Raw genomic sequence first — 24,331 nt, forward strand, 5'->3', positions numbered from 1 at the left:
CCCATGTCCAGCCCCACCCCCGTCACCTACGGCGGATGGCAGTCAGAGCGCAGCGGCTTCATGGGCCAGCTGTCCGGGGTCGGCTTCACCCTCGTGGTGGGCGGCTGCGTGCTGCTGCTGACGCCGCTGAACCTGGGCAGCTGGACGGCCGCGTTGGTGTGCGTGCCGCTGGCCGCCGTGCTGTTCGCCCTCGCCTTCGGGCGGGTGCTGGGCCTGAGCGCCGACGAATGGATCCTTCTCGCAGTAAGGCATCAGATCAACGTGGCCACCAGGCGCAACGTGTTCATGTCCGGGGCGTTCGCCCCCCGCTCGAAGACGACCGGGCAGCAGCCGATGGACCTGCCCGGCGTGCTGGCCCGCCTGCGCTTCCTGGAGGCCCCCGACGGCCTCGGCGGTGTGCTGGGCATCTCCCACGACCCGGTCGCGAACACCTACACCGCCGTCGCCCGGATCACCTTCCCTGGCCTGGCGCTCATCGACAGCGACCGGCAGGCCGCCCGGGTCGCCGCCTGGGCGAACTTCCTGCGCAGCTTCTGCACCGAGGACTCGCCGATCGTGCGGATCGCCGTGCACCAGCGGTGCCTGCCCGACGACGGCGCGGCGCTGCGCTCGTGGACGGAGCGGCACCTGGCGCCGGACGCCCCCAAGGAGGCGGTCGCGGCGCTGACGGAGCTGATGGAGGGCGCCGGACCGGCCGCCACCACCCGCGAGACCTACCTGTCGGTCACCCTGTCCGCGCCCCGGGCCCGGCTGGCCATTAAGGGCGCCGGCGGCGGGCAGGTCGGCGCCGCGGCGGTGCTGGTGCGCGAGCTGCACGCGATGCACAGCGCCCTGTCCTCGGCGAGCCTGCAGGTCGTGGAGTGGCTGTCCCCGCGCGCCCTGGCCCAGGTGGTGCGCACCGCCTACGACCCGGAGGCGCAGCTGATGCTCGCCACCCGCAACGCCGCCGCCCAGGCCCCCGACTGGCAGGGCCTGCCGCCCGGCGTGGCCCCGGAGCTGGCCGGACCGGCGTATGCCGAGACCGACTGGGGCACCTACCGCCACGACGGCGCCTGGACCGTCTCCTACCAGGTGCGCACCTGGCCGCAGGCCGACGTGTACGCCACCTTCCTGCAGCCGCTGCTGCGGCCCCGGCAAAACGCCCGCCGCAGCCTGAGCATCGTCTACGAGCCGATCGGGCCCCGCCGGGCCCGCCAGGACCTGGCCCGCGAGAAGGCCAAGCGGGAATCCGCGCGCAAGCTGCGCGCCAAGACCGGCCAGGACGAGTCCGCCGACGAGCTGCTCGAGGCGCAAAAGGCCCGGGCACAGGACGTCGCCCGCGCCTCCGGCCAGGGTGTGGTGCGGATGACCGCCATCCTCGCCGTCACCGTCACCGGCCTGGGCGAGCTGGAGACCGCCTGCGCCGAGCTGCAGGCCGATGCGGCCGCCTCCGGGCTGGAGCTGCGCCGCATGTGGGGCGCCCAGGACGTCGGGTTCGCGGCGGCCGCGCTGCCGCTGGGCCAGGGACTGCCGGATCGGAGGATCGGATTCTGATGCCGTTGCTGTTCAAGCGCCGCGACGGCGGCGACACGGCGCTGAAGGAGTCCGCGTTCGGCGAGGCCACCGGCCTTGCCCGGCGGCCCGTCGAGGCGCCGCCGCCGGCGCCCAGCGCCCGCGACCAGCGCCGCGCGCGGCTGCTGGAGGACCCCGCCACGGTCATGCGGATCGCCCCGAAGAAGGGCTGGGCGCAGCCGTACGCGGGCCGGGCCGCCTCGCTGCCCCGCGTGGAGGTGGTGCGCGCCGACACCGCCAACGCCGCCGGCGCCTACCCGTTCCTGCACGCCGCCTCCCTGCCCCCGGTCGGCGCCTACATCGGGCAGAACACCCTGACCACCGAGGCGTTCAGCGCGCACCCGGCGGTCTGGGTCAAGGAGGGGCTGTGCACCAACCCCAACGTGATGATCACCGGCATCCCGGGCTCGGGGAAGTCCGCGCACATCAAGGCGCTGTGCTTCCGGCTGATGGCCTTCGGCCACCGCACCCTGATCGCCGGGGACGTCAAGGGCGAGTACGCCCCCCTGTGCCGCCACCTGGGGGTGGAGCCGGTCCGGCTCGGCCCCGGCCTGCCCGGCCGCGTCAACCCGCTGGACGCCGGACCGCTCGGCCAGGGCTTGGAGAAGATCAAGGACCCGGGGGAGCTGAACAACCGGCTGCGGGAGATCCACCGCAGGCGGCTGACGCTGCTGAAGGCGCTGCTGGAGCTGCAGCTGCGCCGCACCCTCCTGCCGCAGGAGGAGGAGGCCCTCGACGTCGCGGTGCGCGAGGTCACCGGTGAACTGCACGGGCAGACCCGGCTGGAGACACCCACGCTGCCGCTGGTCTACGACAAGCTGCGCGACCCCACCGACCGCATGGCCCAGGAGCTGCGGGTGCGCGACGGCGAGGTACAGCGGGCCCGCGAGCAGATGGAGTCCATCCGTTCCGCCCTGGGCGCCATGGTCAACGGGCACGTCGCCGGCCTCTTCGACGACCAGACCTCCATCGGCCTGGACTGGGACGCGCCGATCCAGTCCGTGGACATCTCCGCCCTGGAGCAGTACGGCGACGAGACCGTGGCCATGGTGCTCACCTGCGTCTCCTCCTGGGCGCAGGCCGCCATCGACCGGCCCGGCAGCCGGCCGTGGATCGTGGTGCGCGACGAGCTGTGGCGGCAGATGCGCTCCGGCGGCGCCTCCCAGGTCAAGAAGATCGACGCCGACCTGCGGCTGTCCCGCGCCACCGGCACCATCCAGATCCTGGCCACCCACCGCCTGAGCGACTTCGAGGGCGTCGGCGCCGCCGGCTCCGAGGCCGTCAACATCGCCAAGGACCTCATCAGCTCCTGCGAGACCCGCATCCAGCTCGCCCAGGACACCCGCCCCTTGCGCATGACCCGCGAGGCGATCGGCCTGACCGACGCCGAGTGCGACCTGATCGGCTCCTGGGGCGCCGGGCAGCGCGGCCGCGCGCTGTGGAAGGTCGGCCGCGGCGGCGGCAGCCACGCCGTGCAGCTGGTGCTCTCCCGCACCGAGGAACAGCTCTTCGAAACCGACGAGAAGATGGTGATCTAAGTGGCGCACAAGCCCGCGGGCGGCGGGCTGGACGACAACACCCTGCTCGCCGCGTACGGCGTCGGCCTGGCCGTCTGCCTCGGCGGGGCGGTACTGCTGGCCGGCCCGCTGGCTGCGCTGCTGTCCGGGCGCGGCTGGGCGCACCCCACCGCCGGCCTGCCCGAGACCGTGCTGCGCGCCGTGGTCAACGGCCCCGGCGCGGTCTTCGCCCCGGCCCCGCCCGACTGGCTGTTCTACCTGCTGGCCGTGGCGCTGCTGGCGGTGTTCTTCCTGCTGCTGCTCAAGACCGTCACCAAGCTGAACACCGGCGCGCACACCGGCGGCGCGCAGTGGGGCGGCGCGAAGGTCGAACGCAAGCTCAAGGCCCCGCAGAACCCCGCCCGGCGCGCCAACCGCATCACCGCCGGCCGCGGCCTGCACACGAACAAGATCGTGGCCGCCCAGCCCAACATCTCGGCGACCGTGTTCGGCGTGCCCGGCAGCAGCAAGACCACCGGGCTGGTGCTGCCCAACGCCGCCGAATGGCAGGGCCCGCTGGTGGTGACCACCACCAAGGCCGCCGACCTCGACGTCATCTACGCCCGCCGCCGTGCCCTGGGCCCGGTCTGGGTGATCGCCCCCGCCGGCATCCCCGGCCGGCAGACCAACAAGTGGTCGCCGGTGGAGTACTGCACCGACGCCAAGGCCGCCGACCGCATGGCCGCCTGGATGGCCGAGGCTTCCTCCTCCAGCGACGACAAGCGCGCCGCCCCCTGGATCGACCAGGCCAAGAACGTGCTCAAGGGCGTGCTGCTGGCCGCCAACCTCTCCGGCGGCGGCATCAACGCCATGCGCCGCTGGCTCTCCTTGGGCAAGGATGCCGTCGACCACGTCCGCTCCGTGCTGCTGCAGCACGGCTACACCGAGGTCGCTGACGACTACGCCTCCCCCTGGCTGCGGCTGCACGAGGACGGCATCGGCTCCATCCAGTTCAGCCTCAACGTCCTGGCCCGCGTCTACGCCGACGAGGAGGTCCGCGAGACCTGCGCCGGCACCGACTTCACCGTCGAGGACCTGCTGACCAAGAACGGCACCGTGTGCCTGATCGCCTCCGAGGCCGACGCCGAACGCTTCGCCCCGCTGCTGACCTCGATCATCGCCTCGATCATCCACGGCGCCGAGGTCGCCTACAACGCCACCGGCAAGCCCCTCGACCCCGGCCTGGGAGTGCTGGTCGACGAGGCCGGCAACATGCTGCGCTACCCCCGCCTGCCCAACATCCTCACCACCGGCCGCGGCATGGGCATCACCCTGCTGACCGTGTGGCACGACCTGTCCCAGCTGCGCGACCGGCTCGGCGTGCAGAAGGCCAACACCGTGCTGTCCGCCTCCGGGCTGCGCATGCTGCTGCCCGGCTGCGGCGACCTGGAGACCCTGCGGTACTTCTCCGGCCTGTACGGGCGCACCGAGACCCTGCGCACCTCCCACGGCCGCTCCCGCGGCGAGTTCTCCACCAACACCTCGCCCACCGAGACCGACCTCGCACCGGTGCACTCCCTGCAGCAGCTCAAGGAGTTCACCGCGATCGCCCAGTACTCCAACCAGGCCCCGATCAAGGTGAAGATGCGGCTGACCTTCCGCGACCGCGACCTCAAACGACTGCTGGCCGCCCCGGAGCCGGCCGCCGGCGAGAAGGCGGTGAGCCTGGACAAGGCGGCTGCGGCGCAAGGGGCGGGCCGTGGCTGACTTCCTGGACGACCCGGCCGCCCTGTGGCCCGCCACGCCGCTGGCGCCGGGCACGGCACCGCAGCCGCGCCGCTGGGTGTGGGCGGCCATGGAACCGCCCGAACGCCGCGCCCGGCTGCGCGAACTGCGCACCTGGGTGGAGTGGCTGCGCCACACCGCCGAGCTGCACAACGAGATCCCGCCCTGCTGGTACCGCCACCGGTGGGTGCGGGAGATGCTCACCGCCCTGTACCTGGGCTGGCTGCGCACCTACGAGGGCGACAGGACGCCCGGGCGCGAGCTCGCCGAGGCCGAGTGGATCAACACGTTGCTCGCGTTCAAGCCGCACCTGAAGCTGCCCGCCTGCGCCGGCGGCCACCAGGAACCGCCCCCGCCGCCCCCGCCGCCCCCGCAGGCCGAGCAGGAGTGGGAGCTGTACCTGGCCACCTCCGCCGACACCACCGACCCGGCGCGGCACCCGGCCGAGGCCGAGGCACAGCGGATGGCCGCCGAGCTGGACCCGCCGCTGTAGCAGGGCGCCTGCCGCCGACGGGGCGCTGGAGGACACGGGGAGAGCGCGTTGAGCACGGGAGAGACTAGGGACGCACGGCGTGCAGAGGAGGACGGTCGCGGTGACGCAGCTGAGCAGGCACGGGCGGCTGGCACAGCAGTACTGGCAGACGTACCGGCCGCAGGCCCTGCAGGAGCTGGGGCCCCCGGAGCGGCAGCAGGAGTTCTTCCACGCCCTGGACCTGCGGGTGACGGAGAAGATCGGCACCCTGACGCAGGAGCTGCTGCAGCAGGTGCCGGCGGGGCAGCGGGCGGCGGCGCGGCGGACGGTGCGCGCGCAGGCGCAGGAGATCGTGTACGCCGAGGAGATCTTCCTGGAGAAGGAGCCGGGGACGGAGCACCGGGAGATGTGAGCCCGCCCCCGCGGTTTGTGCCGCGGGGGCAGCAGGACCTCGCCCCGTCCGGGCAGGCGGAGCGGGTCCGTGCCAACCTGGCGGCCCTGCAGACGCTCCGGGTCCTGCAGGCCGAGCAGCGCCCGGCCACCGCCGAGGAGCAGCGGGTGCTGGCCCGCTGGTCGGGCTGGGGCGCGCTGCCGGGCATCTTCAACCCGCGGCCGGCGCGGGCCGGGTTCGACTCGGACGAGGCCCACCAGCGGGCCGTGGAACGCTGGGACGCCCTCAGCGACGTCCGCGCGCAGGTGCGCTCCCTGCTGTCGCAGAGCGAATGGGCGGCCGCCCGCCGCAACACCCTCAACGCCCACTACACCGACGCCGCCCTGGTGCAGGCCGTGTGGGGCGCCGTGCAAAGGCTCGGCTTCCAAGGCGGCCGGGTCCTGGAGCCCGGCTCCGGCTCCGGCAACTTCATCGGCTTCGCCCCCACCCTGCCGCGCGGGGTGCGGATGACCGGCGTGGAGGTCGAGCCGACCACCGCGGCGATCTCCCGCTACCTGTACCCGGACGCCGAGATCATCACCAGCGGCCTGGAAGAGGTGCCGCTGGCCGATGGCGGCTTCGACGCCGTGGTCGGCAATGTGCCCTTCGGCCGCTACAAGCGGTTCGACAAGGTCCACAACCCCGACCTGAAGCTGTCGATTCACGACCACTTCGTCCTGAAGTCGCTACATGCCACCCGCCCGGGCGGCATCGTCGCCCTGATCACCTCCCGCTACACCCTGGACGCCGAGGACCCCGTGGCGCGTGAGCGGATGTACCGGCTGGGCGACCTGGTCGGCGCGGTCCGGCTGCCCGCCCGCGCGCATGCGCAGGCGGCAGGCACCGACGTGGTCACCGACGTGCTGTTCCTGCGGCGCCGCGCCAAGGGCGAGGAGCCCGGCGACGCGACCTGGCTGACCTCCCGCAAGCGGGTGCTGCCCGGCCACGACGACGAGCTCGCCGTGAACGCGTACTTCGACGTCAACCCTGAGTACGTGCTCGGCGACCTGCGCGCCAGGATCGGACAGTTCGGCCCGGAGGTCACGGTCACCGGGCGCGGGGCGCGCTCACCGGCCGCCGAACTGGAGGTGGCGGTGGCCGCCATCGCCGCGGAGGCGGAGGCCGCCGGCCTGACCGCCGCGGCCGCCGCCCGGGACGGGGACACGGACCGGCCGGCCGTCCTCGGCGGCACAGAGGGCTCCCTGGGCCTGGACGCGGAGGGCAACCCCACCATCGTCGAGGGCGGCCGCGCGGTGCCGCTGGAGATCCACCCCGACCAGCGCGGCAAGCTGGTACAGCTGATCCGCCTCAAGGCGATGACGCAGGCCCTGTACGAGGCGGAGGCCGCCACCGCGGAGCGGGGGGAGACCCCGCAACTGGCGCGGCTGCGCGCCGAGCTGCGCACGGCCTACCGGGACTACCGCAAGACCAACCCGCCGCTGTCCAAGCCCCGCCAGGCCTACACGTTCACCCCGCCGGAGGCCAAGGAGCGGGCGCAGCGCGAGGGCCTGCCGGCGGTCCCGCAGGAGTGGAAGGAGCGCACCGCCTACGCCTGGATCGACGACGACCCCGACGCCTCGCTGCTGTTCGGCCTGGAGGAGTGGGACGACAAGACCGGCACGGCGACCGAGCAGCAGGTGCTGCACTCCCGGGTCCTGGAGCCCCGGCGCCTGCCGACGCGGGCGGCGACCGCCGAGGACGCCATCGCGCTGGCGATGGAATGGGACGGCGGCCGCCTCGACATGGCGCGCGTGGCCGGCCTGCTCGGTACGGACGAGGAGAGCGCGGCCGCCCAGTGCGCCAACGCGGGTCTGGCCTTCCGCGACCCGGACCAGAGCGACGCCTGGGAGCCGCGCCACCGCTACCTGTCCGGCAACGTCCGGGCCAAGCTCGCAGCGGCCCGGGAGCGGGCCGCCAGCGCCCCGTCGTTCGCGGGCAACGTCTCCGCCCTGGAACGGGTGCAGCCCGAGGACCTGGCCCCGTCCGAGATCAAGGCGAAGATCGGTGCGCCGTGGATCCCGGTCGACGTCTACAACGACTTCCTGCGCCACCTGGGCTTCGACGACGCCCGCGTCGTGCACGCGGGCGGCACCGTGTGGGAGGTCCGCGGCGCCAAGGCCGGCGACCTGGCCCGCGCCGAGTGGGGCACCCCGCAACGGCCCACCCAGGCCCTGTTCGAGGCCCTGCTGCGGCAGACGGACTCCATCATCCGGGTTACCCACACCGACAGCGAGGGCCGCACCTACGTCGACCAGGACGCCACCGATGCCGCCCAGGAGAAGGCCAAGCTCATCGCCGACGCCTTCGAGGACTGGGTGTGGGCGGACGAGAACCGGGCGGCCCGACTCGCGACGCTCTACAACGAGCAGTTCAACAACCTGGTGCTGCCGGAGTACAGCACCCTGCCGCTCACCCTGCCCGGCCTCGTCGCCGACTGGGAGATGCGGCCGCACCAGAATGCGGCGATCCGCCGGATCGTCAACGAGCCGACCGCGCTGCTCGCCCACGTCGTCGGCGCGGGCAAGACGGCCACGATGGCGGCCGGCGCGATGGAGCTGCGCCGCACCGGCCTGGCCAAGAAACCGTGCATCGTGGTCCCCAACCACATGCTCAAGCAGTGGACCCGCGAGTTCCGGGAGCTCTACCCGAACGCCAAGCTGCTGGCGATCAGCGCGAGCGACCTGGGCAAGAAGCGCCGCGCCAAGTTCATGGCACGGATCGCGGGCGGCGACTGGGACGCGGTGATCCTCACCCACGAGGCCTTCAACCGGGTGCCGCTGCGCCCGCAGACCCAGCGCACCTACCTGGCCAGGGAGACGGCCTCGCTGCGCGAGCAGCTGGAGCGCGCCGCCGAATCCGGCATGGACTCGCGCACGGTCAAGCAGATCGAGAACACCATCGCCAACGCCGAGGCGACCATCGAGCAGCAGATCGAGTCGATGTCCGACGACGTCGGCGTCTTCCTGGAGGACACCGGCATCGACTACCTGTTCCTCGACGAAGCGCACGAGTACAAGAACCTGCGCACCGTCTCGGCGATCCCCGGGGCCGCCATCGAGGGCGCCGCGAAGGCGACCAAGCTCCACATGGTGCTGAGCTGGCTGCGCGAGACGAACGACTCCGGCCGCGTCGCCACCCTGGCCACCGGCACGCCGATCGCCAACAGCGTCACCGAGGCCTACGTCCTCATGCGCTACCTCGCCCCGCACCTGCTCGAAGAGATGGGGCTGGCCGCCTTCGACAACTGGGCCGCCACCTTCGGCGAGGTCGTCTCCCAACTGGAGCCCGACGCGAAGGGCAACGGCTACGTCTACAAGGCCCGGTTCTCCCGGTTCTTCAACGTGCCGGAGCTGATGGCCGCCTACCGCACCTTCGCCGACGTGCGCCTGGCCGAGGACCTCAACCTGCCCACGCCGCCCGTGCGGCACACCGAGGACGGCCAGCGCGGCGAAACGGTCCTCATCCCGCCCACCCCGGCCCAGCGGGAGTTCATCAAGGCGCTGCCGCACCAGCCATGGGTGCGCAAGCCCGGCGGCGTGCTCAAGGCCCTCGGCGAAGGCCTGCGCGCCTCCCTCGATTTGGACCTGGTCGACGCCTCCGACGCCCTGGCCGCCAGCGGCATGGACGCTGGGGCCGGCGGCAAGGACCTGGGCAGCAAGCTGCCGTACGCGGCGGAGAAGATCGCCGAGATCTGGCGGGAGACGAAGGACATCGTCTACCCCGCCTCCCAGCACGACCCCACACCCCAGCCCCTGCCGGGCGGCCTCCAACTGGTCTTCCTGGACGAGGGCACCCCCGGCAGCACCGCCAAGCACGGCGCCGACCTGTACGCGGACCTGCGCGAGGAGCTGGTGGAGCGCGGTCTGCCGCGCGAGTCCATCCGCTTCGTCCACGAGGCGAACACCGACCGCAAGAAGGAAAAGCTGTTCGCCGACTGCCGGGCCGGGCGGGTCAGCGTCCTGATCGGCTCCACCCAGAAGATGGGCACGGGCACGAACATCCAGGACCGGGCGGTCGCGCTGCACCACCTGTCCTACCCGTGGCGGCCGGCGGACATGGCGCAGCGGGACGGCCGCATCGAGCGGCGCGGCAACCTCAACGTCCCGTGGGTCGACGGCACACCCGACGACGTGCGGATCCTCTACTACATCACCGAGAGGACCTTCGACGAGTTCCGGCTGACCACCCTCGCCCGCAAGGCGCGGTTCATCAGCCAGATCCAGCGCAGCGACTTCAACCTGCGCGAGATCGAGGACATCGGCGCCGAAGCCATCAACCTCGGCATGCTCGCCGCGCTGTCCTCCGGTGACCCGACCATCCTCCAGCTCGCGGAGGCCACCGCCGAACGCGCCCGGCTCCAGGGCCTGGCCCGCAGCTGGGACCGGCAGCAGGACTCCCGCGCCCAGCAGCTCGCCGACCTGGACGACTTCCTCACCCAAGCGGACACGGCCCTGGCGGGGATGCGGGCGGCGCTGCTGCGGCGCCGCCCCACCAGCGGCGACGCGTTCGCCATGACCGTGGAAGACGCCACCTACCGCAGCCGCGAGGAAGCCGCGGACGCCCTGGGCACCCGCATGGTGGAACTCGCCCGCGACCAGTCCCTGCGGCCCGGGCAGCGCGTCCCGATCGGCACACTGGGCGGCCTGGACTTCCACGGGGAAGTCTCCTTTGACCACGCCGGTCGCCGTCAGCTGCGCCTGCGCTTCGCCTGGGGCCACGTCACTCCCCTGGGCCAGCGCGACGACCGAGCCCAATGGCAGGCCACCCACGTCACCCAGGCCACCGGGCGCGGCGCCGTCCAGGCATTGGAGCGCTTCCTGAGCCGCCTGGAGGAGGACATCGACAAGCTCAGCAAGTCCGTGGCCGCCCAGCGCGGCCGCCGCGAGGAGATCGCCGCCAATCTGCGGCCCAAGGAGGACAACCCCTACCGCCTGCACGCCCGGTCCAAGGAGCGCGAGGAACGCGCCCTGGGCAGGCTCGTCGTCGCCAACGAGAAGGAGGCCGCCCTCGCCGACCGCGTCGAGCGCGCCGCGGGCGTGAACGCGGAGTACGCGCGGGAGCTGAACGAGGAACTGGCGTCCCTGCGCGAGGAGATCGCCACACTCCGCAAGGCCATCGCCGACGAGCACGCCATCCAGGAACAGGCCCGATCCCTGGCCCGCGGCGACCTCCGTACCGGGTCCGGCGCGAGCACGGCGGCCCTCAAGGAGCCAGCCGCCGTCGACGCCCCCGAAACCGGCCCGCCACCGACGGACGAGACCACCACCCAGGCTCCGGCGGAGCCCGCCGCCCTGGAGCGGCCAGAGACGCCGGCCCCCGATGCCATGCCGATCGAGGAGGCCGGGCCTGCCGCAGCCGCCGCGGAAGCCCCCGCACCGGGCGGCGCGCCGTCGGCCCCGCCGCCTCAGGAGGCGGCATCGGCCTCAGCCGGGGAACAGACGCCCGCGCCACCCGAGCCGGAGACCGAGGACGCCGAGCAGACACCTCCACAGGACCTGCCCGGCGCCATGCGCGATCGCGCTCCCCACGGCCAGGCTGGCGGCCGGCAGACGGAGACCCCGACCACGCAGGAGGCGGCTGCGGCCCCCTCCGCCGCAGCTGAGCCGGAGCCGCACACGGGGCCCTCCCCCGAGATGGCCCGGTGCGCGGCGGTTCTGCGCTACTACGAGCCGCTGCTGCAGAGGCACGGCCTCTCCGGCGCGGAGGTGGTCGCCTACATCGACCGCCCCGGGGTCGGCTACAGCTACGACCCGGACAACCCGCTGCTCGACCTGGCCGAGAAGATCGCCCACACCGGTGAGCGGCTGGCCGGCGTCTACCCGCGCGGCCCCCGCGCGTTCGTCATCTACGAGGTCGGCGAAGAGCGAGGCCGGGCAGGTGAGCAGCTGACGCTCCTCTCCGCCGACCTGATCACCCTCTACAGCGGCGAGACCGAGCCACTGCTGACAGTGGATCTGGAGGCGATCCTCGCGGCCCCGCCCGGCGCGGTCATCGAGCTTCCCCCGGCGCCGGAGCCCGCGGCCGAGCAGCCCCCGGCCACCGTCCTGATCAAGCACGACGCCGAGGGCACGACCGTGCACGGCACCCGGCGAGGCGAACGCATGGTGCACGAGGCGCTGCACGACAACGGCTTCCGCTGGTCGCGCCGTCAGCAGATGTGGTACCAGCCGCGGCACACGCCCCTCGACGAGCGGGAAGGCGCCGTCCGCGGCCTGCGGGCAGCCTTCGACGCCCTGGGCGCCGCCTACACCTACCAGGGCCTTGAGCCGGAACCGGAGACGGACAGCGGCAACCCGCAGGAGAACCGGGCCCAGCCGACGGCCGGAACCACGCCCGACGTGCCCTCGCAGACCGCGCTGGAAGGACAGCCGGACGACGGGCCGGCGGCCGCCCACACCACTTACGACACGACCGTCGGCACCGCCGTGGAACAGCTCGGGCTGTTCGGCGACGACGAAGCGAGCACCGAACAGACCTCCCCTGCCTCGCGGGCCGATTTCCGGGAGCCGATGCCAGGGCCTGACGCCGTCGGCACACGCCCCTCTCCCCCGCAGGCGGCCGACGCGGGCCACAGAACCTCTCAACCGCAGGCCCCGGCGGCCGAGCCGCAGAGCGCATCCCCGGCTGCGGACACAGACCCTGACGCCATGCCGGACGCAGCACCCCCGGCACAGGCGGGCGACAGCGACACCACCGACGCGGCACCGGCGGCCACCGAGGAACCGGCCGCGGCCGGCGAGGTGCCGTCCACCGAGGACCCGCCCGTGCCGGAGCGGCGCACCAGAAAGCTCGCCGCCGGCACGCCCCCCGCTGCGCCTGGAGCCGGTACGGGCGATGCCCCGCCCCCGCCGGAGGCCCCGGCCACCCGGCCGCAGACCGCCGCACCAGAACGAACGGAGGAGCCCTCCATGGCCACGCCCGCCACCGAACCGGCTCAGGCACCCCCGGCCCGCTTCGCCCCACCCGCCGCCGAGGCGGCACCGGAGCCGTCCCGCGAGGAGACAGCTCCCGCCCCCGCCGCCGTCGGCGGCGAGCGCCCGCAGACCGCCGAGACGGCCGTGGCCCGGACACAGCCGGAGAGCCAGCCCGGCATCCGGCCGGAGCCGCCCGCGCAGGAGCGGGGCGACGCGCTGCAGGCCCGCGCGTTGGCCCGGGCCGCGGCGGCACCTTCCCGGGAGCAGCAGGGACTGCCGCTGTGGACCGGCACCGACCTGCCGACCGGGACCTGGCGAGAGGAAAGCGGTGTCCTCTACGACGCCTACGGCGCCCCGCAGTGGCGGCTCAAGACGGCATCCGAGACCCAGCCGCCCGAGGAGACGCGCACCGGGAACCGCCCGGCCGCCCCGGGGGCCGACGCGTACGAATCCGTCGACCTCAGGCAGGCCTTCGCCTCCACTGTCGCCGAGGCCTGGGCCGACATCGTCCCGCCCGAGCACGGCACGGTCGAAGACCTGCTCGAAGCCGTCGAGGCACCGCTGCGCGAGCTGGAGGAACAGTGGCTGCTCGCCGTGCCCGCTCCCCGCGCGGACGGCGAGCGGCAGGCGACGCCCGTCCCCGGGGCCGACCGCGGCGCCCCCGTGCCCGCTCGGCGTGATCCGGAGCCGGTCAACGCCGCCCTGCGGCAGGCCGATACCCACGCCGCCGCGCTGCAGGACTTCCCGGAGTGGCAGCAGCTGCAGACCGTCCGGGGCGCCACCACCCACCTGTGGAACGTGCTCAGTGAGCGGGCGGGCGCGTACCTCGAGCAGCTGCGCAACGACCTGCGCGTACAGGGCTTCTGGCGCACGGTCTCCATCCGGACCACCACGGCGATCGCCCGAGGCGCGCGGGCCCTCGCCGACCGGGTGCGCCGCGGCCGCCGCGGTGGCGACCTGCCCACCGCCGAGGCCCTGCTCAAGCTCAGCGACGCCGCCCTCATTTACAGCGCCCCCGGCATCCCGCGCCCCGACCGCCCGGCCTCGGCCGCCGCGGTCGGCGACCACGCCGCCGAGGTGGGGCAGTTGCGCGCCACCCTGCGGACCGGCGCCCCGGTCCCGTACGGGACGCGCGAGGAGGCCGCGCAGGCCTCCCGGGAGGTCGCCCAGGCCTTCCAGGCGTGGCGGCAGACCCCCATGGGGCAGGAGCTGACCACCGCCTCCGACCACCCCCGGGTGGTCGCCTTCCGCCAGGCGTGGCAGCGATTGCCCGCTGCAGACCTGCCCGACGGCCCCGGCCCGGCGGCTGGCCCCTATGGTGACGTCGGCCGCAGCGCCCAGGCCCTGGTGGAGCGGGCCGAGGCCGCGAACGCCGAACGCGCCCGGGCCGGACAGCCGCCCCGCTTCGCCGAGGCCGACGTCGACGCCCTGCGGGCCGTCGCCACGCTGGCCGAGCACCACGGCGGACGGCTCGCGGTCACCCTGCCGCCCGGGCTCACCGGCTCCGCAGCCCGCCGCGCCGCCGCCCCACAGGTGGCCGCGCCACGCCCCAAGGTCGCCGCTTCCGCCGCCCCGCCCGCCACGACGGGCTCCCCGGGCATGTCGGCGTAGTGCCCGTGTCCACACCGAGCGAAGGAGGAGACCGCCGGTGAGCACCCCGGAAGAACCCGTGCGCGCCACGCCCGCGTGGCCCGGTGCGGCGACGGAGGCGCTGAGACTCGACTCCCCTATGCCGCTGCGGCTGCTGACGGACTGGGAGATCAGACAGCGGCAAGCCCGGCTGCTCCGCGCCGAGGAAGCCGCCCGGCGCCTGGCGGAAGCCGACGCGCCCGACGGCGCCGCCCTCGTGGCCCAGCGCCTGGCCGACCAGGGGGCCGAGCGCGAGCTGATCGAGCGGGCCCGCATCGCCGCTCGCGAAGACCAGCAGTACGCCCGCGAGCAAGCCGCGAAGGCGCACGCCCGGGCCGAGCGGCTGCACGAGCAGACCGAGCAGGCCGACGCCGAGCTCCGCCGACGCCGGCACCTCACCCCCGCCCAGCAGCAGGCCGAGGCGGCCGAGCGGCGGCAGCAGCGGGCCACTGCCCCGGCGCCGCGTCCGGCGGCCGGCCCGTCGGCATTCGCCTCGGGGCCGGTCGATCAGGCACGGCGGCAGGGGGAATCCGCTAACCGGGCCGACTGGTGACCGCACGCTGAGCACGGCGTGGGCAACAGAACCCGGGAGGGAAGCCGCCTCCCGGGTCCCGCTCGCTAAAGCGACTGGCTGCGGCCTTGCGGGCGCTGCTGTGGCGCTTGTATGCGGGGACCGTCGGGCTGTGGGGGTGTCTGCGGCGGCGAGACCCTGTGCAGACGGTCATGCAGGCGTTGGCGCACCGCGTCCTCGGCCTGGCGCATCGCGGGCGGAAGTCCCTGGCGCCGCTGCAGCTCGGTGGAGATGCGCTCGACGGCTTCCTGCCGGTGGCCGTTCTGCGCTTTCGCGCGTCGGGCCGCCTCTTGCGCGTACGCCTGGTCCTCGCGTGCGGTGGTGCGCGCCCGCTCGATCAGCTCCGCTGGCGCGCCCTGCTCGATCAGCAGTTGGACCGGGTCCACCCGCGGTCCGGGAATATCCGGAGCTGACTCTGCGGCCGCCCGAGCCATCCGCTCCGCCCGGGCTGCCAGGACGCTGTCGGGTTCCAGCAGCGGCGGCAGTGGAGCGCCTGGGGAGAGCGGCTCGGAGGCCAGGACCCGCAGCAGCGGCCGCACCGCCGTGTGCATGAGACGGGCCGGGCTCTGCGGGTCGGGATCCATGGCGGCGACCGTCTCGGCGTCGACGGCCACCTGCTGCAGCACGGGTATGGACGTGGCGTTGACCTGGCCGCGCACCGCGAACTCCGTCACGATCTGCTGGTGCAGGCCCAGCCAGTCGGCCACTTCATCCGGGGGCAGCGGCCGGGCCCGACTGGCTTGCAAGGCGTCCACGGCCGCCGGCTCGCCGGTCCACCGTCCGTCCGGCGCACGGTCATTGACATACAGGTCGGCGCCGGTGCGGTCAGTGATGGTGATGCGGTGCACGGCCGGGCTGGCCTCAGCGGCCGCGATCGTCTCCGGCATCATCCGGTACGCCAGGTCGTGCAGGTCCGGCGGTGTCCAGCGGCCGCCCTCCAGGAATCGGTTCAGGCTGTCCAGCCGACTGCGCTCGGCACGCACCCCCAGCCCGACGACCTCGACGCGGTAGCCGAGTCCGGCGAACTCCTCGGCCGTGGCCAGCGTCATGGCCGGGTCCCGGAAGACGCCCTCCAGCATCAGGCTGTAGCGGTGGTCCCGCGCGTACTCGATGCTCATCCGCACCCAGGCACCGGAGGCCTGCCCGGTGGCGTTGGGGAACAGCCACGGCTCGTTCTCCAGGATCTCCTCGTGGCGGGGGTGGTACGGACGCAGCTTGTCCCCGGTCAAGGGCACGAGCTGCCGGTCGGCGTACCGTTGTCGTGCGGCCTTCATGGCCTGGGTCTTGCCCGCCGCCGGCTGTCCGCCCAGCAGGACGAGCACCGGCTGCTCCTGCGGGGTGTAGCGGGAGAAGACGAAGTCCCGGACGTCTTCCTCGAACCGGTCGCGTAGCTCCTTGTCGGTGAGGAAGAAGTCGCTGGCCTCAGCCATGGTTATCCTTCAGCCGCGCCAGTTCGGCCTTCCAGCGCTGGATGTGCGCGATGAGTTGGTCCCGGTCGTAAGGCGGGACGGCTTCCTCGGCTTCCTGCAGCTCCATCACCTTCTGCCGCCACTGCTCGCGCTCCTCAGGGCTGGCCGCGTTGTCCGAGAGGTAGACATAACGGCCGGTCAGCCGGGCGGCCGTCTCGGCGAACGTGTCGTACACCATTGCTGTCGGTACGTGGGCGTACCGATCGGCGCCGTTGGCGAAGTCGGGACTCGACATGAACTCTCCTTGTCACGTGGTTGATTCCGCAGGCAGCCGCCTGCGGAACCGGCTTCCTGATCATTCTGGTGGCAGATGGCTGGCGCGGAACGCCTTTTACGGGGTGGTCTGCGCACCGAGCAGGTCGGCGAGTTCGTGGTGGGTGGCGGTGTAGTCGCGGTACCGGGCGGCACTTGCCTGGTGCTCTTCGGCTAGCTCCGGCTCGGCGATGACAAGCCCTCGTAGGTGGCGGCTGCCTCAAAGGGCTGTGCCGTCCTGAGCCACTGGCTCTCCGCGGTCAGCTTCTGGTCCCGTCCCTGCAGCTGGCGTAGCCGCTTGTGCAGGGCGGCGGCTCGCTCGCGGCGGCCTGCTCGGCTGTGGCGGAGCCGGGGAAGCGCACCGCGCCCAGGCCGGCGAAGATGGCATCGGGTCGTTCAGGATGGGGGCCTGGTCGACGTCCTCCATCCAGCGACGACCCTCTTGGAGGCCCTCGAACATGTCCGAGGCCCGGTCGGCGCTGCTCGCGCTCCGCCAGCTGGTGGGCGTTCGTGCCTCCGGGGAGGTTTCCCCTGCGGAGATGCCGATCTCACGGCGCTCCGGAATCAGAACGACCAGGTCGCCTTGCGCCCCCCCATGGTGGCCTCCCGGTGCCCCTCGTGATGGTCTTCTGCCCCGGCGAAGAGGTCCGCGACCGCGGCAAGGGCCACCACCTATGAAACAGGTGGGGTTGCTGGGGAGTGTGACGCGGATCATGGGCGAGCCGTACTGTCCTGGGCGCGACTTCAAGGGCGAAGGCTTGAGAGCCGGGGCCTGTCCGGCACCAGCAGAACGGACCGACGTCCATGACCCCGCTCTACCTTGCCGCGCTCGCCCTCGTACTCCTGTGGAGCCTGGCCGCGTACGCCATCCGCCGAGCGCCCGCCGGCGCTTCCGGCCGCTACCAGGGCCTGCCGAACAGCGGCCCGTCGACCTCGGGCCCCATGGCCTGCGCCATCTCCACCAGGTCCTCGTACTGGAAGTAGGCGGCCTGCTCCGGCCGCTCGGCCCGGAGCGCCGCGCACATCTCCTCGGTGACCCGGTGCCCGTTGATCAGCGGCCAGCCGTCCGGGCCGGGCTGCATGGACAGGCGGTCCTGCCCGAGGACGTCCGGCCGCCAGTCGCCGCTCTTCGGCGTCGGCAGCATCTGCTCCAGTGCCGCCGCGACCTCCTCCGGAGTGCTCACCTGGTGGAAGGTCACCAGCGGTTCGGCCGTCGCCTGCGCCCGTGCCTGGCGTGCCCGGCGTTGCCGGTCCTGCCGCTGCTGCCGGGCCGACTTGTTGCGTCCCATTGCGCTCTCCTCGTGATGTCCGTTCCGGCGGGCGGTCCCGGCCGGGCCTGCCCGGCTCAACGAGCCGTCGCATGTGTCGTGCCTGTTGCCGTGTTTCGCATCCGTCGCGTTACCGACTCGGATAACATTCAATATCCGAGCCGGTAAAAGGGGGTGACGACAGGTCACCTGACCGGCCTTCACCAGCCGAGGAGACGCCCCGACATGACCGACACGACGACGGACGACACCCGCGACCTCCGCCCGGTCCGCTACGCCGACCACGTCACGGCCGCCCACGCCGACGCCCTGTTTGAGTACCTGTCCGCGCGCCTGTCCCACGCGATCACCGGCACCGAGCCCGGCACCGACGCCCGCCGCGCGGTCACCGGGCTGGACCTCGTGATCCCAGACCTCGTCGGGACGCTGCGCCACCTCGTCGCGCGGCGGGACGAGCTGCCGGACTGGACGACCGCCTACGCGCTGGAGCTCCGCCAGGCGATCCGCCGGGAGTGGAACCGCCTGGCGCACATCGCCGGGCAGTGGGCCGACACCCCGACACCGCCGCCGTGGGGGCCGGTGACCCACCTGTCCGCCGAGGAGGAGGCCGCGGAGGTCCTGCGCCGGGAGGAGCTGAGGACCCGTGAGCGCTGAGGTCGTCACGGCGGAGCTGCTGCCGCTGGACGAGACGGAGGCCGGCGCCGCCGTCGCCGTCCGCGAGGACGAGGCGACCGCTGCCGTCCTCGCCGCGCTGGACCAGGCCGCCACGGCGCATCTGGACGCCGCCCGCCCGTACAGGACCCGCACCGGGTACGCCCGCGACTGGCAGCTGTGGTGCGAGTTCCTGGACTGGCTCGCCCCGCGCACCGGGCACCGGCTGCCGGACACCGCCGTACAGCGCGGCTCCCTCGTCTCGTTCGTCGTCTGGCTGGACGAGGTGAAGCAGGCCGCGCCGAACACGATCAACCGGCGGATCACCGGGGTGACCGTGGAGGCACGGGCCCGGGGCGTGGACGTGCCGAAGGAGGCGACCAAGGCGGCCCGGGAGGCGCTGCGCCGTATCCGCGCCGACGAGACGAGGGCGCAGCGCGGCCGCGGCAAGGCTGTGAGCGCGACCCCGGAGCACCTGCGCGCGATGGCCACCGCGCCCGCCGACCGGCCCAAGCCTCCCGGCGGCGGCCGTCGCCGGGGCACGCAGCGGCTCCCGGAGCTGGCGCGGCTGCGTGACCGCGCCCTGATCACCCTCGCCTTCGCCATCGCGGGGCGCTCCTCGGAGGTCGCCGCGCTCGACGTCGACGGCATCCGCCTCGTCGCGGAGGGCCTGGAGGTCCGCGTCCCGTCCGTGAAAGGGCGCCCGTCCCGCACGGTGCCGGTGCGCTACGGCAGCAATCCCGACACCTGCCCGGTGCGCTGCTGGCTCGCGTGGAAGGAGGCCGCCGGCCTGTCCCCGGGAGATCCGGCCTTCCTGCCGGTGGACCAGGTGGGCAGGCTCGGCGCGCACCGGCTGAGCCCGGACGCCTGCCGCCTGGTCATCACCCGGGCCGCCCGCCGGGCCGGGCTGGACGTGCATCTCACCGGGCACTCCGCCCGGCGCGGCCTGGTCACCACCGGCCGCAAGCGCGGCAAGCGCGTGGAGAAGCTGCGCGCACAGGGCGGGTGGTCGCCCAGCTCCCCCGTGTTCTGGGAGTACGTCGACGAGGGAGAGCGGTGGGAGGACGCCGCGACCGAGGACATCGGGCTCTGATCAGTTTCCGCAACCGGCCACGCCCCACCGCGTGGCCTGCTACGCAAGACCTGACCACTACCGACCAGGAGGAGACCGACATGACCGGACAGCCCGCCTGCTGCCTGCACTGCGAGGCCGCGGCCGCCGAGGACACCGAGATGCTGGACCCGACCCGCGCCATGGATGAGGCGGACTACTCCGACCTGGACGACCCGCCCGGCGTGGCCTGGGAACGGCCCGCGGCCGCCGTCTGACACCCGCCCTGTTGGCCCCGTCCGCGCTCCCCTCCGCCGGGCGGGAGCCGTCTGCGGCCGCCGGATCGGAGGGCAAGTTGACCAACGAAGTCTGCGAGGCCCCCGAGCATGACGGTGACCCAAACAACCATTTCGCTCAGATAAGACCTTCTTTGCTGGCTATCGCGCGCGCAGCAGGCGACCAAGATTTTACTGAAGATGCCGTCCAGATTACGTTGGAGAAGATTTACAAGAAGTACTCCACCTTGGAAGGGTGGGGCCCCGGTCGCCTGAAGGCCTACAGCCGCGCCGTCCTTAAAAACGTGCTTCGTGACGAATTTCGAAGGGTGGGACGGCAGAGGGCCATCCCCACGGCTCCGGAAGACCTTCCTGAGCAACGCTCTTCTTTAGGCCTTTCGGAAGTTGCTGAAGTGCGGGCAGAGATTCACCGCTTCGTTATGGGGCTTCCGAAGCGCCAGAGGGAGGTAGTGACCCTCTGCCTACTCAAGCAGATGCCCCGCTCAGAGGTGGCAAAGAAGTTGGGCGTCCATGAAGATACCGTACAGAAATACATGAAAGCAGCCTTGCGAAGGCTGGTGAAGGACATCACTGCGTTGTCGGAGGAGGTGACAGCATGAACAGTCAAACACCCCCTGAGCGGTGGAGCGCCCTTGCGGCACTGGTCTTGCTGGAACTCTTCGACCAGGCGCTTCACGGCGAACGCAGGCTGGGAGAAGTATCGGATCACACGGCCGGGGGTCGGCCCGAGGGCCGACCCCCGGCCGGGGTTCTGAATCGGGCACTGGCCTTCTGGGAGAAGAAAAACGAGATTCCTCTCCAAGCGTTCGAAGAACTCTCGTCACTCGTGCGCAAGTGGCAGAAATCGGCCCTTACTCCGTCCGACGAGAGACGTGTCGCGGAACTCCTGGAAGTGATGAACCTTCCCGATGCCGCCAGGATTTGGTGGGAAAAGGCAGCGAAGTCTGGCGACGAAGACGCAAAGGACTACCTTGAAGTACTGCATGAAGAGCAAAAGCACTTCAAGCAGGTGACCTTGCTACACGCTCGCATCGCTGCACTTCGTCACAAGATCTGCGAACCGCGCGAACCGGAAGAATCACAAGAAAACTACTGGAGGGAAGAAGTTGGAAAGCATCTCACAAAGAGTGAGCTTAGTCGTTTCTTCGCAGAGATCGAACAGTTCTTAGCAAACCCAGATCAGGTAGCTGACGGAGGAAGAATCTACTAAAGTGCTGCCCTCAACCATGTAGCGATAACGTCACTGGCATATTGCTACAGGTGCAGGGCCCGAAGTGGACTTCAGCGGAGTGCGGCGGCCAGCCAGCTGGCCGCCGCACTGGTGTGCTGGAGAGCAGACAGACCTCATCGGACAGGCCGCCGCAAGCGACGGGGAGGCCCCCGCCAAGGCCGACATACGCTGGGCACGATCAGCCTGTCCCATCAAAACCCCAGACCCGGCATACCTATCTCCGGGCCGCAGCCTCACGCGAGCGCTCCTCCTACCGATGTGAACGCCGGCTCATGCAGCGCGCCCGCGTTTTCGCTTTATCCGCGGCGAGGAGGAGCTGGACGCCCATACCGGATCACTTCATGGAAGCATCGACCGGGTGTCTGGCGAACGTCACGCCCCAGGAGGTTAGGTTCCGGGGCATGACCGAATCACCAAGGACGGCGCTGCCGTCATTGACCAGTACGCCGGGCGACCGGCTGGAGATCGTCACGGCATGGGACGCCGCCACCCCGTATCGGGAGTGGCGGCCGGAGATCCTCGTACCCCCGACGTTTCGCCCGGCGGCCGCACCGCGCGTGTTCGTCGTGGTGAACCAGAAGGGCGGCGCGGGCAAGACCACGACGACCGTGGAGCTCGCGGCCGCGTGGGCGGCGGCCGGGTACCGGGTGCGTGTCGTCGACGGCGACCACCAGGAGGCCGCCCTGTCGGTGTGGCTAGTCCCGCAGTATCCGGACGGCCCGCGTCATTCGCTGCGGTCGGTGTTCTTCGACGAGTGCACGCTGACCGAAGCGACCTATCCGACCGCGTTCGAGGGCATCGACATCGTCCCGTCCGGCCTGGACCTGGCCCGGGTGGAGTACGAGCGGCCGATCGGGGCGGAGCAGGCCCTGGCGGCCGCGCTCGCCCAGGAGGCGGAGCAGGCCGGCGGCCGCTCCCCGTACGACGTGACACTGATCGACGGGGCGCCGTCCCTCGGGCTGGTCACCGTGGCCGCGCTCACCGCCGCCGACGAGGCCCTGGTGCCCATCAAGGTCGGCGGCCTGGACATGAAGGGCATGGCCAGCCTTCACCGGACGATCCGCAGCGTGCAGCGCAAGACCAACCCCAAGCTGCGCGTGGGCGCGGTGCTGCTGACCGCGTGGGACAAGTCGACCTTTGCCCGGCAGCTCGCCGCGCAGGTGGCGGAGGACTACCCGGAGGCGGCCGTCGTCCCGATCCGGCGCAGCGTCCGCGCGGCGGAGGCCCCGCTGGCGGAGCAGCCGATCCGGCTGTACGCGCCCGAGGCGGCCCCGGCCGGGGACTACGACCAGGCCGCCGCCGTCATCCTGCCTGCGAAGGAGGCCGCCGCATGAGCCGCCGTCCCGCCCTGGCCATGGTGTCGACCCGGAGCGACGAGCCCGACGACGTCGACGAGCTGGAGCCCGTCGGCACCCCGGCGGCCGCGCGGTCCGCCTCGGTGGTTGCCTCGCTGACCGGAGCGGACATCTCGGCCCCGCTGGACATCGCGCAGCTCCCCACGCCGTACGACGTCCCGGAGACCGTGACGCGGCCGCTGGACGAACGCGAACGCAAGCACCTCGCCCTGTGCGAGCAGGCGCTCCACGGGTTCCGGAAGTCCGTCATCGTCGCGGGCAAGGCGCTGGAGATCATCAACCGGGCCAGGCTCTACCGCGAGACGCACGCGACGTTCGCGGATTACGTCGCTGATGTGTGGGAGATGAAGCGGGCCCACGCCTACCGGATGATCGAGGCGTGGCGGCCCGCTGCCCTGGTGTCTCCAATTGGAGACACCAACGAGGCGCAGGCCCGGGAGCTAGCGCCCGTCCTCAAGACGTACGGACCCGAGGTGACGGTTGCCCTGTACCGCGAGGCCCGGGAACTGACCGGCGGGAAGGTCACCGCGGCCGCGCTCGCCGAGGCCCGCGCCGTCCTCCCGCCGCCCCGTCACCTCGCCGGCCCGGACCAGGTGCGTGACGTCCTCACCGTGGCGGCCGCCGAGGGCCGCGCGCCCCGGCTCGCTCCTGCGCCGCCCCCGATGCCGGCGCAGGCCGCCGCCGACCAGCAGCAGCCGGACGACACGGACGGCGACGTGAGCCGGGAGGAGCTGGATGCAGGGGCGGAGGCCATCGCCATCATGGAGCGCGCCCTGGCCCAGCAGCGACAGATCTACGACGCCGTGGGCGGCGGGGTCCTCGCAGCGGCCCTGCTGTACGACCCGGGCCGCGCGGACTACCTGCGGCGCGAACTGCGGCAGTACGCGAACCGGACCGCCTACCGGATGCGCGACACCACCGGGGACCCGGAGGCAAGCAAGAGCTGACGACCGCCGAGACACGCCTGGCACCCCAGGCAGCAGACGCCCCCGGCCGCCCCTCGAGGTAAGGGCGACCGGGGGCCTGTGTCCGTGGCGGGCAAGGAGCAACAGCTCTTTGCCCATGGCCTCGACCTCAGCCGCTAGACCATTTCCCCCGCACGGGGGAGCAGGCGCCTCCCGGGTGGGGGTTCCGAGTGGTGGTGAGACCACCCCTGCGCGTAGGGGAAGCAGCGGCCGCACTCTGCGCAGCGCGCCGACCACTGGGGACCACCCCTGCGCGTAGGGGAAGCAGAGCTTGCCGCCCTCGGCATACACCACCACGCCGGGACCACCCCTGCGCGTAGGGGAAGCAGCCGGGCGCCTACTTCGAGTTCGGGGTCGACGTGGGACCACCCCTGCGCGTAGGGGAAGCAGAGAGCCCCCAGACGTGAGCCAGATTGGGACTGGGGACCACCCCTGCGCGTAGGGGAAGCAGCCCTTCGTGATCGACATCTACGTGGTCCAGGCGGGACCACCCCTGCGCGTAGGGGAAGCAGCACGACACCTTTTTGGCGGCTCTGCGGCCGACGGGACCACCCCTGCGCGTAGGGGAAGCAGGGCAGCCCCAGGTAGACGTTCTCCCAGTAGTGGGGACCACCCCTGCGCGTAGGGGAAGCAGCAGGTCCATCAGGCAAAGCAGCGGTGGCTGCGGGGACCACCCCTGCGCGTAGGGGAAGCAGACCGGTGCGTTCGGCGTCGGCTACTACGCCCTGGGACCACCCCTGCGCGTAGGGGAAGCAGGCCAGGGTGGGGATGCCGGTCGGGGCGGGAGCGGGACCACCCCTGCGCGTAGGGGAAGCAGACCACCTTCGCCAGTGTTCGGATCACCCAGTCGGGACCACCCCTGCGCGTAGGGGAAGCAGACCACCTTCGCCAGTGTTCGGATCACCCAGTCGGGACCACCCCTGCGCGTAGGGGAAGCAGGGTGAG

The 24,331-nt window shown here is 72.4% G+C and carries 17 protein-coding genes and 1 CRISPR repeat array; of the genes, 14 read left to right on the plus strand and 3 right to left on the minus strand.

The window, feature by feature from the left end; genetic code table 11:
• Positions 1 to 3: 3 nt before the first annotated feature.
• The 7 genes from ABD224_RS22670 to ABD224_RS22700 all read left to right on the plus strand — a co-directional run bounded on the left by ABD224_RS22670 (position 4) and on the right by ABD224_RS22700 (position 14,830).
• Positions 4 to 1,533: an SCO6880 family protein gene (locus tag ABD224_RS22670; RefSeq protein ID WP_344052805.1), complete on the plus strand. Its 1,530-nt coding sequence runs from the start codon at positions 4 to 6 to the stop codon at positions 1,531 to 1,533.
• Positions 1,533 to 3,089, plus strand: coding sequence for a type VI secretion protein (locus ABD224_RS22675; RefSeq protein WP_344052807.1), 1,557 nt, complete (start codon positions 1,533 to 1,535; stop codon positions 3,087 to 3,089). The genes ABD224_RS22670 and ABD224_RS22675 overlap by 1 nt, the downstream gene beginning before the upstream one ends.
• Complete coding sequence (locus tag ABD224_RS22680) at positions 3,090 to 4,814, plus strand: type IV secretory system conjugative DNA transfer family protein (protein ID WP_344052809.1); 1,725 nt, start codon at positions 3,090 to 3,092, stop codon at positions 4,812 to 4,814.
• Entirely contained in the window at positions 4,807 to 5,325 is a 519-nt protein-coding gene (locus ABD224_RS22685) for a hypothetical protein (RefSeq protein WP_344052810.1), read from the plus strand. The genes ABD224_RS22680 and ABD224_RS22685 overlap by 8 nt, the downstream gene beginning before the upstream one ends.
• A gap of 100 nt (positions 5,326 to 5,425) precedes the next feature.
• Positions 5,426 to 5,716 (plus strand): hypothetical protein, encoded by a 291-nt coding sequence (locus tag ABD224_RS22690; RefSeq protein WP_344052811.1) that lies wholly within the window; start codon positions 5,426 to 5,428, stop codon positions 5,714 to 5,716.
• Positions 5,713 to 14,259 carry a DEAD/DEAH box helicase family protein gene (locus ABD224_RS22695; RefSeq protein ID WP_344052813.1) on the plus strand — a complete coding sequence of 2,849 codons (8,547 nt, stop codon included), beginning with the start codon at positions 5,713 to 5,715 and terminating at the stop codon, positions 14,257 to 14,259. Before ABD224_RS22690 ends, ABD224_RS22695 begins: the two co-directional genes overlap by 4 nt.
• Positions 14,260 to 14,296: 37 nt before the next feature.
• The gene (locus ABD224_RS22700) at positions 14,297 to 14,830 is read left to right on the plus strand and encodes a hypothetical protein (protein ID WP_344052815.1); all 534 of its coding nucleotides are present in this window, start codon (positions 14,297 to 14,299) and stop codon (positions 14,828 to 14,830) included.
• Between the two features lie 65 nt (positions 14,831 to 14,895).
• On the opposite strand, the gene ABD224_RS22705 is transcribed toward ABD224_RS22700, so the two are convergent.
• The 3 genes from ABD224_RS22705 to ABD224_RS22715 all read right to left on the minus strand — a co-directional run bounded on the left by ABD224_RS22705 (position 14,896) and on the right by ABD224_RS22715 (position 17,858).
• Positions 14,896 to 16,278: a zeta toxin family protein gene (locus tag ABD224_RS22705; RefSeq protein WP_344052817.1), complete on the minus strand. Its 1,383-nt coding sequence runs from the start codon at positions 16,276 to 16,278 to the stop codon at positions 14,896 to 14,898.
• Complete coding sequence (locus ABD224_RS22710; protein WP_344052819.1) at positions 16,271 to 16,552, minus strand: hypothetical protein; 282 nt, start codon at positions 16,550 to 16,552, stop codon at positions 16,271 to 16,273. Before ABD224_RS22710 ends, ABD224_RS22705 begins: the two co-directional genes overlap by 8 nt.
• A 916-nt stretch (positions 16,553 to 17,468) precedes the next feature.
• Positions 17,469 to 17,858 carry a hypothetical protein gene (locus tag ABD224_RS22715; RefSeq protein WP_344052821.1) on the minus strand — a complete coding sequence of 130 codons (390 nt, stop codon included), beginning with the start codon at positions 17,856 to 17,858 and terminating at the stop codon, positions 17,469 to 17,471.
• A gap of 204 nt (positions 17,859 to 18,062) precedes the next feature.
• Between ABD224_RS22715 and ABD224_RS22720 the strand changes: the two genes are divergently transcribed.
• The 7 genes from ABD224_RS22720 to ABD224_RS22750 all read left to right on the plus strand — a co-directional run bounded on the left by ABD224_RS22720 (position 18,063) and on the right by ABD224_RS22750 (position 23,368).
• Entirely contained in the window at positions 18,063 to 18,491 is a 429-nt protein-coding gene (locus ABD224_RS22720) for a hypothetical protein (protein ID WP_344052824.1), read from the plus strand.
• On the plus strand, positions 18,481 to 19,581 hold the full coding sequence (locus tag ABD224_RS22725; RefSeq protein ID WP_344052826.1) for a tyrosine-type recombinase/integrase: 1,101 nt from the start codon (positions 18,481 to 18,483) through the stop codon (positions 19,579 to 19,581). The genes ABD224_RS22720 and ABD224_RS22725 overlap by 11 nt, the downstream gene beginning before the upstream one ends.
• An 80-nt stretch (positions 19,582 to 19,661) precedes the next feature.
• On the plus strand, positions 19,662 to 19,817 hold the full coding sequence (locus ABD224_RS22730; protein WP_344052828.1) for a hypothetical protein: 156 nt from the start codon (positions 19,662 to 19,664) through the stop codon (positions 19,815 to 19,817).
• 77 nt (positions 19,818 to 19,894) lie between these two features.
• On the plus strand, positions 19,895 to 20,434 hold the full coding sequence (locus ABD224_RS22735; protein ID WP_344052830.1) for an RNA polymerase sigma factor: 540 nt from the start codon (positions 19,895 to 19,897) through the stop codon (positions 20,432 to 20,434).
• Positions 20,431 to 21,045 carry a hypothetical protein gene (locus ABD224_RS22740; RefSeq protein ID WP_344052832.1) on the plus strand — a complete coding sequence of 205 codons (615 nt, stop codon included), beginning with the start codon at positions 20,431 to 20,433 and terminating at the stop codon, positions 21,043 to 21,045. Before ABD224_RS22735 ends, ABD224_RS22740 begins: the two co-directional genes overlap by 4 nt.
• A gap of 422 nt (positions 21,046 to 21,467) precedes the next feature.
• Positions 21,468 to 22,400: a ParA family protein gene (locus tag ABD224_RS22745; protein ID WP_344052834.1), complete on the plus strand. Its 933-nt coding sequence runs from the start codon at positions 21,468 to 21,470 to the stop codon at positions 22,398 to 22,400.
• Complete coding sequence (locus ABD224_RS22750) at positions 22,397 to 23,368, plus strand: hypothetical protein (RefSeq protein WP_344052836.1); 972 nt, start codon at positions 22,397 to 22,399, stop codon at positions 23,366 to 23,368. Before ABD224_RS22745 ends, ABD224_RS22750 begins: the two co-directional genes overlap by 4 nt.
• 196 nt (positions 23,369 to 23,564) lie before the next feature.
• A CRISPR array of direct repeats spans positions 23,565 to 24,325; the repeat unit is 29 nt; unit sequence GGGACCACCCCTGCGCGTAGGGGAAGCAG.
• Positions 24,326 to 24,331 lie beyond the last annotated feature (6 nt).

Origin of the sequence: Streptomyces thermoalcalitolerans, assembly GCF_039525155.1 — a bacterium.
Taxonomy (GTDB): domain Bacteria; phylum Actinomycetota; class Actinomycetes; order Streptomycetales; family Streptomycetaceae; genus Streptomyces; species Streptomyces thermovulgaris.

Bases quoted from the DNA above. Each gene is read 5' to 3' on its own strand.
- ABD224_RS22670 (WP_344052805.1), top strand. From the start codon at position 4: ATGTCCAGCCCCACCCCCGTCACCTACGGCGGATGGCAGTCAGAGCGC.
- ABD224_RS22675 (WP_344052807.1), top strand. From the start codon at position 1,533: ATGCCGTTGCTGTTCAAGCGCCGCGACGGCGGCGACACGGCGCTGAAG.
- ABD224_RS22705 (WP_344052817.1), bottom strand. From the start codon at position 16,278: ATGGCTGAGGCCAGCGACTTCTTCCTCACCGACAAGGAGCTACGCGAC.
- ABD224_RS22710 (WP_344052819.1), bottom strand. From the start codon at position 16,552: ATGTCGAGTCCCGACTTCGCCAACGGCGCCGATCGGTACGCCCACGTA.
- ABD224_RS22715 (WP_344052821.1), bottom strand. From the start codon at position 17,858: ATGGGACGCAACAAGTCGGCCCGGCAGCAGCGGCAGGACCGGCAACGC.
- ABD224_RS22720 (WP_344052824.1), top strand. From the start codon at position 18,063: ATGACCGACACGACGACGGACGACACCCGCGACCTCCGCCCGGTCCGC.
- ABD224_RS22730 (WP_344052828.1), top strand. From the start codon at position 19,662: ATGACCGGACAGCCCGCCTGCTGCCTGCACTGCGAGGCCGCGGCCGCC.
- ABD224_RS22740 (WP_344052832.1), top strand. From the start codon at position 20,431: ATGAACAGTCAAACACCCCCTGAGCGGTGGAGCGCCCTTGCGGCACTG.
- ABD224_RS22745 (WP_344052834.1), top strand. From the start codon at position 21,468: ATGACCGAATCACCAAGGACGGCGCTGCCGTCATTGACCAGTACGCCG.
- ABD224_RS22750 (WP_344052836.1), top strand. From the start codon at position 22,397: ATGAGCCGCCGTCCCGCCCTGGCCATGGTGTCGACCCGGAGCGACGAG.